The sequence below is a fragment of the Pseudomonas sp. TH06 genome (assembly GCF_016651305.1).
Taxonomy (GTDB): Bacteria; Pseudomonadota; Gammaproteobacteria; order Pseudomonadales; family Pseudomonadaceae; genus Aquipseudomonas.
Genome location: NZ_JAEKEC010000001.1, coordinates 4,910,067 through 4,921,185, shown reverse-complemented (window position 1 = coordinate 4,921,185; position 11,119 = coordinate 4,910,067). Strand labels below are relative to the sequence as shown.

Genomic DNA, 11,119 nt, shown 5'->3' with positions numbered 1-11,119 from the left:
TCATGAGTTTCTCGAACAAGGAACAGGGTCAGGTCAAAGAAGCATTGCTGCCGGCGGCGAAAGACATCGACGCACTGGTACGTGCTGAACATCACGATCCGTTTTCCATACTTGGCCCGCACGGCGATGGCGCGGGCGGGCAGTTTATTCGCGCCTATTTACCCGGTGCCCTGAGCGTTGTCGTACTGGACAAGGACAGCGGCGAAGAACGCGGTCCGCTGGAACAGACCGAAACCCCGGGGCTGTTTGTCGGCCATTTCGATCACGCACGGCCGTACCTGTTGCGCACGCGCTGGGCCGGTGGCGAGCAGGAAGCGGAGGATCCTTACAGCTTTGGTCAGTTGCTCGGTGAAATGGATTTGTATCTGTTCGCCGAAGGCAATCACCGCGATCTCAGCGCCTGCCTCGGCGCACAGCTGAAAACCGTCGATGGCGTTGATGGCGTGCGCTTCGCGGTGTGGGCGCCGAATGCCCGACGGGTTTCCGTGGTCGGTGATTTCAACGTCTGGGACGGCCGTCGGCATCCGATGCGCCTGCGTCACCCGTCCGGGGTCTGGGAGTTGTTCATCCCGCGCCTGCAAGCGGGGGAGTTGTACAAGTACGAAATCCTCGGCGCCCACGGCATTCTGCCGCTCAAGGCTGACCCGATGGCGCTGGCCACCAGTCTGCCGCCGGACACCGCGTCGAAAGTCGCCGCGCCGCTGCAAGTCGACTGGCAGGATCAGGACTGGATGAGCGGGCGCCGCGAACGCCAGAAGCATTCGGCGCCGCTGTCGATCTACGAGTTGCACGTCGGCTCCTGGCAATGCGAGCTGGATGATCTGGGTGAGGTTGCGCGCCAATACACCTGGCCGGAACTGGCCGAGCGCTTGATTCCGTACGTGAAGGAACTGGGTTTCACCCACATCGAACTGATGCCGATCATGGAACACCCGTTCGGCGGTTCCTGGGGTTATCAGTTGCTCTCGCAATTCGCCCCGAGTGCGCGTTACGGCACGCCGGAGCAGTTCGGTGAGTTCGTCAACGCCTGCCACAAAGCCGATATCGGTGTGATTCTCGACTGGGTGCCGGCGCATTTTCCGACGGACACCCACGGATTGGCGCAATTCGACGGCACCGCGCTGTACGAGTACGGCAATCCACTGGAAGGCTTTCACCAGGATTGGGACACGCTGATCTACAACCTTGGCCGCACCGAAGTGCATGGCTACATGCTGGCGTCGGCGTTGCACTGGTTGAAGCATTTCCACGTCGATGGATTGCGGGTCGACGCGGTGGCTTCGATGCTTTATCGCGACTATTCGCGCAAGGCCGGCGAGTGGGTGCCGAATCGTCATGGCGGTCGGGAAAACCTCGAAGCCATCGACTTCCTCCGTCACCTGAATGACGTGGTCGAACTGGAAGCGCCCGGTGCGCTGGTGATCGCCGAAGAGTCCACTGCGTGGCCCGGCGTCAGTCAGAGCACGCAGCAGGGCGGCCTCGGTTTTGCCTACAAATGGAACATGGGCTGGATGCACGATTCGCTGCACTACATTCAGCAGGATCCGGTGTACCGCGCGCATCACCACAACGAGTTGAGTTTTGGCCTGGTCTACGCCTGGTCGGAGCGTTTCATCCTGCCGATCTCCCACGACGAAGTGGTACATGGCAAGCACTCGCTGATCGACAAGATGCCCGGCGATCGCTGGCAGAAATTCGCCAATCTGCGCGCCTACCTGAGTTTCATGTGGACGCATCCGGGCAAGAAACTGTTGTTCATGGGCTGCGAGTTTGGCCAGTGGCGCGAGTGGAACCACGATCAGCAGCTCGATTGGTATCTGCTGCAGTATTCCGAGCACAAAGGCGTACAGAAACTGGTCGGCGACCTCAATCGGCTGTACCGCGAACTGCCGGCACTGCACGATCAGGATGATGCACCGCAAGGCTTTCAGTGGCTGATCGGCGACGATGCGATCAACAGCGTTTATGCCTGGCTGCGCTGGAGCAAGGACGGTGAGCCGGTGCTGGTGGTGGCGAACTTCACGCCAGTGCCGCGTCAGTCGTATCGGGTCGGCGTGCCGTTCGCCGGGCGCTGGAGCGAGTTGCTCAACAGCGACGCCGACACTTATGCCGGCTCCAACTATGGCAACGGTGGCGGGGCGTTTACCGAGGAAGTACCGAGCCATGGCCAGGCGCTGTCGCTGGAACTGAATCTGCCGCCGCTGGCCGTGTTGATCCTCAAGCCCGGGGGCTGATCCGAGACCGCGTTGCTGCCATCGCGAGCAGGCTCACTCCTACATTTGAAATGCGTTTCCCTGTAGGAGTGAGCCTGCTCGCGATGGCGTCCGCACCAACGCCATCGCCTCCAAGCCAAACCCTACCAACGCATCCGTACGCCGAGGCTGCCAATCAAGCCGTTGAGATCATTGTCATCGACATCACTGCTGTAATCGGCGCTGACGTATAAACTCACCGACGGCGTCACCCGCGCCACCAGTCCCAATCCCAACTCAACCGTCGATGACTTGCGACTGCTGCTGATCTTGTCGACCTGATCCAGTGTCACTGTGTTGCCGGTGTACACCGTGTGCCAGAGGTTGGTGCGCACGTACGGTTCGACCGGCAGACCGCTCAAGTCATAACTGCCTTTCAACCGTGCGCCGACGCGGCCGGTCCACGCGGTCAGATCGGTCGACGAGGCATTGCCCGAGCCTGCGTACGGTGTATCAAGGGTAATACGCTGATTGATCAATTGCGCCTGGGGTTCGACCACCCAGTTTTCGCTCAAGCCAATCGGATAGCCACCCTCCACCGAGAAAGTCATCGCGCTGCCCTCAGTGGCCTGCCGCGCACCTTGTTCATTGCGGCTGAACCCACTGACCCTGCCGCCGCTGGCCGACAGGTCGACGTGCCAGCCCTGTGCGCCGATCAGGCTGTAATAGGCCCCAAGGCTTTGGCCCTGGAGATTGAGGATGTCGGTGTTCGGATCGGCGAGGGCGCGGCTGGTTATCAGCCCGTTGCCATTGGCTTGAATCAGGTTTTCGCCACCCATCAGACCGATCTTCTGGGTGTGGCCGTTGCCGCTTTGCAGGGTCAACACGGCAGGGCCTTTGAATTCACCGCTGCCGGGCGTCGCGAAACCCGAGGACAGCACATCGGTTTGCGCTTGTCGGGCGCTCCGTCCATACAGTTGATCCCAGGCACCCGGCGCCAGCTCTTCAGTGATCAGATCGGCGCCGCGCAGGTCAGGCCGGGGGCTGAAACGCTGTAGATCGGGCGTGATAACCGTCGCTGGCAGGTTCATGACCGGTACGTTCTCTCGATACCACGGGGTGGTTTCATCCGCCGCAGGACTGGCCTGCGCCTCCATGGATGAGCACAGCAAGATAGAACTCGACACTGTGCAAAAAGTGATTTTGATCTCGTGTGGGGTGAGTGAAATTTTCATGGAGGTCTACCTTGCAAGCGCATGCGGCATCTCGATGTGGCGTCTCTCCTACCCCGAACGAGGGGCGACCGAATGGAGCGAGGCGAGCCATGGACGCTCGATTTCGCGAGAGTCCGAAGGCTCGCCCCGGGTAGTGATTCCGGGGGTAGTAAGGTAGAGATAAGAAGAGTCACGCCTGCGCGTCAAGAAATTGAACGATGAGCGGTAGTGGCAAAACACGCTGCGCAAGCGTTTGTTTTTCTGCACATAACTAAGTGGTTGTTTGTACGGAAAATCGTAGTGAAAGCCCCGTGCCAGAGGTGTTTTATTGCCGACGGAAGGTCTACCAGCTGATACGAACCCCGAGGTTACCCGACACCCCACGCAAGTCATTACTGTCAATATTGCGGCTGTAATCGGTACTGGCGTAAACACTCACGGCGCGATCCAGTGTCAGCACTACACCGAGACCGACGTCCGCCGTCGAGGACTTCTGTTCGGTGCTGATCACATCGCTGTCGCCAAAGGTTACCGAATCGCTGCCGGAGAACGTGTGCCACAGGTTGGCGCGCAGATACGGCTCCACTGGCAATCCACTGACTTGATAGCGCCCTTTGAGCCGCGCACCGAGACGACCAGTCCAGGCACCGTCGGAGTCGAATGAGACCCGTGAGATGCCGTCGTCCTGGCTGTCGAGAGAGATTTTCTGGTGAATGACTTGCGCTTGTGGCTCGATGACCCAGGTGTCGTTGAGCGCAAACGGATAACCCGCTTCCGCGGAAAGCGTCAGGGCATGACCGCGATTGTCCAGCTTCACACCACGGTCGGAGTGGTTGTCGCCATCGAAACGGGTGCCCATCACGACGGTGTCGATGTACCAGCCGTACGGATCGGTCAGCGTCCAATACAAGCCGTAACTGTCGCCTTCAAGTTTGATTTTGCCGGCGCTTTTGTCCTGAAAACCTTCATTGAAACCGTCGACGTCACCCTGGAGACGGCTATGGCCGACAAAAAAACCAACGCGCTGAGTCTGGCCGCCAGAGGTTTGTGCACTGTAGAGATCGTTGCCGACCTGAAAACCGTTGAGCGATCCGTCGAGGCGCGGGGTGACGGTCCCGGCCCAGGTCTGTTCGAGGTTCTTGCCATAGACCCGACCCCAACCCGCGCCGAACGCGCCGGTTTCGCTGAGCAAGCGCTGATCGCCCTGACGATCATGAAAGGTGCCCAGTGCGTTCAGGGTCAATTGCGCGGCGGCAGGTGGTAACACCGACCAGGTGGGCACTTCCGGACGATACAGGGGAATCGGCGCGGCACCCGCCACGGCCGCCGGCAGCACGGGCAGCGATACGGCGGGCGCAGGTTCGCCCGGTGTCGCGACAATCGGCGTAATAGCCGCCGCGACAGGCGTGGCCACCACCGGCACCAGAATCGGCGGCAACGTCGGATCGGGATTGGGCACGCTCACCACCTGCGGCGCGACCACCGCCGAGCGCAAGTACCAACTGTTCTCGGTGCCGGCCGTGACACCGCCCTTGAACAGGTAGTAATCGTAGGCGCCGGCAGACACCGGGCCGCTGAGGGTAAACGCGGTATCGGTACTGACCGTGCTGCCTTGCGCCTGCACCAATTGAATGCCATTGACCTCGGTCAGCGCGCCCAGACCGCCGACATTGCTGACACTGATGACCGATGCACCACTGAGACTGCCGTTGTTGACCACCAACCTGTCGCTCGGCGAATCGTCGCCCGCGACTACGGTTTGCAGCAACAACTGGCCGTTGTTGCCGACGTAGTTGCCTTGCACGGTGAGCGTGTCGTCAGTGCGACTATTGCCGCGCGTCAGATCGATGATGCCGGCGTTGTTGAGCGTCACGGCTTGCCCGGCCACAGCAGGCGAGACCGCACCCTGGGTCGACAGCACAACGCTGCTGGCATCGATATTCAACACACCGCTGCCGGTTCCGGCATCGCCCAGCACCAGGCTGCTGGCGCCCAGATCCAGTTGCGAACCGTTGTTCAGATTCACCGTTTCCCACTGGGTGAAGCGTGCGGGCAGGGCGGTTCGGCTGTTGTCGAAGGTCAGTACGTCGTTGTCTGTGCCGCCGTCGACGCTGGGCGTGAGCGCCAGAATACTGTCGTCGAGATTGCGCAGCGTGGCGCTGTCATTGCCGACGTCCATCAGAATGGCCGAGCGGATGATGCCACCGCCGTCCCACAGCAAGCGGTCATCGCCGACACTGGCGCGGATCTCGCCGACGATTTCTCCACCGGTCACCGTGATGCTGTCGTTGCCACCGCTGACACTGATGTTACCGCCGATCCGGCCACCGGAGACGATGATGGTGTCAGTGCCGAAACCGGTGACCAGATTGCCGATGATCTGCCCGCCCGACAGGTCAAAAATATTGTTGTCGAGTTTCATGTCGACCCGGCCGATGGTACCGCCGGTCATGCGCGCGACATCGCCGTCCTCGAAGGCAGCGGCAATAGTGCCGCCGGTCATCAAGAAAGTATCGCGGCCGTCGCCCTGAGCCAGAAAACCGAGCAATCCGCCGGTCATGACAAAGTCATCGATGCCCGCCCCTTGATTCACCGCACCCGTGATAACGCCGGAGTTCATCTCAACCCGATCGGTGCCAGCGCCGAAAGTCACGCTGCCATTGATCTGGCCGGTGCCGTTTACGGGGAGGGTCAGACTGTTGTTACCCGAAAGGTCAGTCAACGGGCCGCTGCTGCCACTGTCACAGGTGAAGGAATCGTTGCCGGGGCCGGGTGTCAATACACAGGCAGACCAAGCCGGTGGACTGGCGAGTAGCGCAATGGACGCCGGGAGAATGAAAGTGTGCGACAGCCTTTTCAAAGATTGAATAGATCGCATCGTGGCAATTCCCTAGTGTAGCGACTGGGGGAATTCGTCCTTGAAGGGGTGCCTGATCTAAAAACCTCTGAAGCTTATGAACTACGTGAGATCTGAACCCTAACGTTATGAAAGTGCCAATCCTTCAGCCTTTTAAGGTGTAGAAGGTATTTCTGTCGTTGTCAGCATGACTGACGAACGGTCGTACTCATGACGGTGCTACAGGTGCACCTCCACCGCCAGCGGCAAGTGATCCGACAGGTGCGTCCACGGCTTGTTACCGAGGATCTGCGGGTCATGGCTGCTGGCATTGCGCAGGTAGATCCGGTCCAGGCGCAACAACGGAAACCGCGCCGGATAGGTCTTCGCCGGTCGCCCGTGATGGCGTTCGAACGCTTCGTGCAGATAAGCACGCCGGGCGAGGGCCGTATTGCCCTGCAACTGCCAGTCATTGAAGTCGCCGGCGATGATCACCGGGGCATCGTCCGGCAACGATTCGAGCAATTGGCAGAGCAGTTGCAACTGCAATTGGCGGTGGCTTTCGAGCAGGCTCAAATGCACGCAAATCGCGTGGACTTCAGCATGGCCCGGTACATCCAGCACACAGTGCAACAAACCACGGCGTTCGGGGCCGGTGATCGACACGTCGAGATTGCGGTATTCACGGATCGGGTATTTCGACAACAGTGCATTGCCGTGATGGCCGTCGGGATAAACCGCGTTGCGCCCATAGGCGAAATCACTCCACATGCTGTCGGCGAGAAATTCGTATTGCGAAGTTTGCGGCCACTCGTTGTAACGGTTCGAATGCCGCTCATGCTCACCCACCACCTCTTGCAGAAACACCAGGTCGGCCGAAGTACTGCGTACCGCTTCGCGCAACTCCGGCAGGATGAACCGCCGGTTGAACACGGTGAAACCCTTGTGGGTATTGACCGTCAACACACGAAGGCGATGGATGACGGGGGCGTCGACGGCATGACGCTTGGGATCGCTGGACACGGTTACTCCTCTGAATCCTGAGTGCCTGTTCATGCGACTGATGGGTGAGGGCGGCAGTTCCGTCTGAATCGGTAGATACGCCTTATGTAGGAGCTGCCGAAGGCTGCGATCTTTTGACTTTGCATCTCAAGCTCAAAAGATCGCAGCCTGCGTCAGTTTTTACAAAATCATTGCGGTGATGGGATTTAGCGAGACATCGCACCGCCCCAAAACTTATGACCTCGATCCTTCAGAAAAACTACGTACTTGTGGTGAGGGGATTCAGCGAAACGTCGCACCGCCCCGATGGGTTGCGCAGCAGTTGTAAATCCTGAGTATGCGGTCTTCCTGAAAGATCGAGGTCACAGGTTTTGGGGCTGCTGCGCAGCCCATCGGGGATGAATCCCCTCGCCACAATGGGGCTGGTGTCAGTCGGGAATCTGCAAATTATCCAGCACCCGATTCACCGCCAGTTCCCCGAGCATGATCAGTTGCGCAATGCCCAGCAGCGTCCTGCGTTGCGACGCTGGAATGAGATGGGCGAAGTCATGGGCGATGGTTCTGGCTGAAGCGAGCGTTTCGCTGGCATCGGCCAGCATCTCCTCATTTTTGAAGTCGGCGGTAACGGCATACATCCTGCGGACTCTGCGTGGCGGTGGCGTGGACCCGGGCGGGCAGAGGTAGTGATCGAGGGCGCGGTCGGCGGCCTCGTTGAGTTTTTTCGAATCGAGAGATTCGTAGGGGGAGGTGGGATCGGTTTCGGGCGGGTTGGGTGTTGGTTTGATCATGGTGAAACTCCTTGATTGTCGGAGCCGCCACATTTCGCTGCGAAACGAAGAGAGGTGGCAGCTGTACGCAGGTTCGCAGACCGGGAATCAAGGAACCCGGCATACCCGAAGGTATCCCGCGCACAGCCGCCATGAAGCACCGTTGCGATAAATCTTGAGAGCAACGATTGGGAGCGCTGTGCGCCTTGATTGATCCGGGCTGCGAAACCCGATCGCTGATTCGTCAGCGACCGCACCACAATAGAACCCGACCTCAAGGCGCACAAGCCGGCGGATTCTGGCGTAGCTGTAGGCAATTACGCAAGGTCGTGTAGTCTGATTACGTGTCTTGGCGTTTCATTTAAACGTTGGTGTTTAAATGCAAAAGATCGGCATCGGCAGCTTCACAGGGTCAGTCCTTGATCATGTAGCAATTGCTAAATAGCTTTTATCTGTAAATTATCCATCTCATAATCGTTGCTGTCAGTTGTGGCTTGGTGGCTGTTTATTCTCAGCTCCAGAGTATTTTGCTGGGCAATGAATGTTCCTGTGAGGTATATCCATGTTCTGGGAAGAGCCGTGGCTTGGGTTAACTGTTCCAGTGTCGTGCTCAAAGAAAGAATCGGTACAGCACCACCCCCTCCGATCCAACGGGTAACAGCCGTAATGGAAAATTGATAACGTTGTCCGATTTTGAAGTTGCCAAAGGATTTTTTAAGAACAATCCCCGCCGAGTTGTTGGTAAACGTGTTATTGAATAATCTTCGATTGCCCTGTTCCAGTCTGATACTCAAATCCCTAGGGTCACTCGCTGCTGGGCCAGGCGACCATCCCCCAAATGTACCGTCTTCAAACGTTGTAATTTCGTACTCAAGGGTCGGATCGACAGTAACAATCCATGGGTCGGACTCTAGATCTTCCCCATACTTCGCTTTCGCAGTAAAGATATACGAGCCGGGTATCACCGTGAGTGAAGGAAGTATCCACACTCCAGCAGTATCAACTGTTCTGGTGGCCTGAAAGTTCCCTCGATCAAGCACATCAATACTTAGATTCTTCGTGGCAGATCCTTCGAGAGTCAGAGTTGTATCGAAGGTGCGTGCGTTGTTTGGGATCGGATTACCTCTGGAGTCCGTTACTTTGGTGATTGTTGGCACAATCAGCTCCACACTGTTGATGGTGTAAGTGCGCAGCGGAAGTAAAACCGCCCTGGTCCTGTCACGCGAGCCATCAAGACTGACGGCGCATTCCACGGTCAGTGCGCTGCTATCCTTGAGCGCCTTCAACCACGCAACCGGCGCCTGAACGTTCAATCCATCCAATGAGTCATTGGGCTCGCCAGACTTCACCTCGGTACTGATCGGGTTGCCATTGTTGTCAAAACCCTTGCACGTAACCCAGATCGGTTGCGCTGGCTCGAACACTGGCCATTTCACTGCAAGAATCCGCGCCCCGTCGTTGAGGGCTTCAACGTCCAGTACGTTAGTTGTATTGCCTGCGATATTCGGTGTCGGCAAACGTGAGTCGCCATCGGCAATCTTCAGCACCCTCAGTGGCGTCGGGGTTGACTTCCCGGCCTGCCCGCCATTGCGATTGAGGTTCCAGCGCAACTCGAATGACTTGCCTTGGCGGGCCGCGAGATACGCCGGGGTCAGCACGGTGTTGACCCGTTTGTTGCTGTTGAATGCCACCAACGGAAACTGTGGCGAACCTGTCGGCGGATCGACCTCGGCCAATCGCGCACGATCGCCGTCAAGGGCTGCAAGGTATTCGATGCGCATCGTGATCCCGTTCGGATAGGCCAGCACATCGACAGGATCGACGGCCGGCGCCACGAGACTCGGCGGTAGCAGATCAATCGGCGTGGCTCCGGTTACCGTTGCGTTGGCCGTGACGGAATTGCCCACCAAGTCACCATTGGGTCTGCGCAGTTCATAGATCACCGTTACACGGCTGCCGGCGAAGACCTTGGCGTTGGGCACTTCGAGAATGCAGGGCTTTTTCGATCCGAACTGATCCGCTTCGACTTTGCCGCTGACGTTCACCACCACATCGGCGGGTTGCCCGGTGTCTTGGGCGGTGTAGGTCGCCAGCACGTTATCACCCGCAACAAAAGGGGGATTCGCCGTCAACACCACCAGCAGCAAAGGCTTGCCGGCCAGTTTTTTCAGATCGATTTCCTCGGGGTCATCCCCCGGAAATTCCTCCAGCAGTTCCAGCAGAATCGGCTTCGGCAAACGGATGCCATCCAGATCCTCATCCACGGCTTGTACCGGCGACCATGGCGCATCGGTGTCCGGGCCGTTGCCGATCTGGTCGGTGACGGTGTAGGAAAAATACAGTTTCTGCTCTATCCGTTTCGCCTTGTCCAGAAACGCGCGAGTGATGGTGAAGCAAATGGTGATGGGCTCTTCGGAGCCATGATTCGGCGGTTGCGGCGCCTGATTCGGATTCACATTGGCCGTCATCAGTTCGCCGTTGCATTTGAGGGTGATGAGGTCATAAGCCCGGCAGTACGGGTAGGACACACAGACGTCGGCGCTGACGAAATCCGCACCGACGCCGTTCTTGATCACGTCGGGCAGCAGCAGTTTGAGTTCGGAATGGCCACCGGATGCGTCGTACTTGTCCTTCAAGCCTGGACGGATCTTGTTGTAGAGGATGGTGAGCGGATTCGACTTGCCGATGTTTTGGCTGCCGCGCGTGATGGTGTAGTAAAGCTCGTTGACCCGATTAGGAAGCAGCCGGCCCTTGGGAATGCGCAACCTGGTGCGCACGTTCGGATCGTCAATGGTTTTACTGTCCAGTTTGGCCGACTCGTCCTTGAGCCAAAGCTCCATGACATCCCCGGACTCCATGGTGGGAGAGAATGGCGGATCGACAAAAACAACCGCGCCTTCACCGTCGGTGACCAGGTCATAGGCCACCAAAGGCACGCCGATGTCCGCGCCAACCACGGGCTCGGTCTGGCCGTTGACTATGGGCGGAAAGAGGACAAGGACAGTGTTGTCGCCAGAGGACGAGGCGGTCATGGAAGAGGCTCCTGCGTAGTGAGAACGGGCAGGAGCCATCAGAGCGCTAAATGAGGATTTGCGCACCTGTCAGATC

Annotated in this window: 6 protein-coding genes; 1 reads left to right on the top strand and 5 read right to left on the bottom strand. The window is 58.5% G+C overall.

All coding sequences use genetic code 11. The features are described 5' to 3' along the window. Window positions 1-2: 2 nt before the first annotated feature. A complete protein-coding gene (glgB, locus tag JFT86_RS21870) occupies window positions 3-2,234 on the top strand; it encodes a 1,4-alpha-glucan branching protein GlgB (RefSeq protein WP_201238292.1) in 2,232 nt (743 codons plus the stop codon). A gap of 122 nt (window positions 2,235-2,356) precedes the next feature. Here glgB and JFT86_RS21865 read toward each other — a convergent pair whose 3' ends face one another. The 5 genes from JFT86_RS21865 to JFT86_RS21845 form a co-directional block, all read right to left on the bottom strand. After that, a complete protein-coding gene (locus JFT86_RS21865) occupies window positions 2,357-3,427 on the bottom strand; it encodes an autotransporter outer membrane beta-barrel domain-containing protein (RefSeq protein ID WP_201238291.1) in 1,071 nt (356 codons plus the stop codon). A gap of 322 nt (window positions 3,428-3,749) precedes the next feature. Further along, complete coding sequence (locus JFT86_RS21860; protein WP_201238290.1) at window positions 3,750-6,284, bottom strand: autotransporter outer membrane beta-barrel domain-containing protein; 2,535 nt, start codon at window positions 6,282-6,284, stop codon at window positions 3,750-3,752. A 198-nt stretch (window positions 6,285-6,482) separates the two neighbouring features. Then, window positions 6,483-7,265: an endonuclease/exonuclease/phosphatase family protein gene (locus JFT86_RS21855; RefSeq protein ID WP_201238289.1), complete on the bottom strand. Its 783-nt coding sequence runs from the start codon at window positions 7,263-7,265 to the stop codon at window positions 6,483-6,485. A gap of 407 nt (window positions 7,266-7,672) precedes the next feature. Then, window positions 7,673-8,032 (bottom strand): DUF6124 family protein, encoded by a 360-nt coding sequence (locus tag JFT86_RS21850; protein WP_201238288.1) that lies wholly within the window; start codon window positions 8,030-8,032, stop codon window positions 7,673-7,675. A 416-nt stretch (window positions 8,033-8,448) separates the two neighbouring features. Continuing rightward, window positions 8,449-11,043, bottom strand: coding sequence for a hypothetical protein (locus tag JFT86_RS21845; protein WP_201238287.1), 2,595 nt, complete (start codon window positions 11,041-11,043; stop codon window positions 8,449-8,451). Between the last annotated feature and the right edge of the window lie 76 nt (window positions 11,044-11,119).

Bases quoted from the DNA above. Each gene is read 5' to 3' on its own strand.
- glgB (WP_201238292.1), top strand. From the start codon at position 3: ATGAGTTTCTCGAACAAGGAACAGGGTCAGGTCAAAGAAGCATTGCTG.
- JFT86_RS21865 (WP_201238291.1), bottom strand. From the start codon at position 3,427: ATGAAAATTTCACTCACCCCACACGAGATCAAAATCACTTTTTGCACA.
- JFT86_RS21860 (WP_201238290.1), bottom strand. From the start codon at position 6,284: ATGCGATCTATTCAATCTTTGAAAAGGCTGTCGCACACTTTCATTCTC.
- JFT86_RS21850 (WP_201238288.1), bottom strand. From the start codon at position 8,032: ATGATCAAACCAACACCCAACCCGCCCGAAACCGATCCCACCTCCCCC.
- JFT86_RS21845 (WP_201238287.1), bottom strand. From the start codon at position 11,043: ATGACCGCCTCGTCCTCTGGCGACAACACTGTCCTTGTCCTCTTTCCG.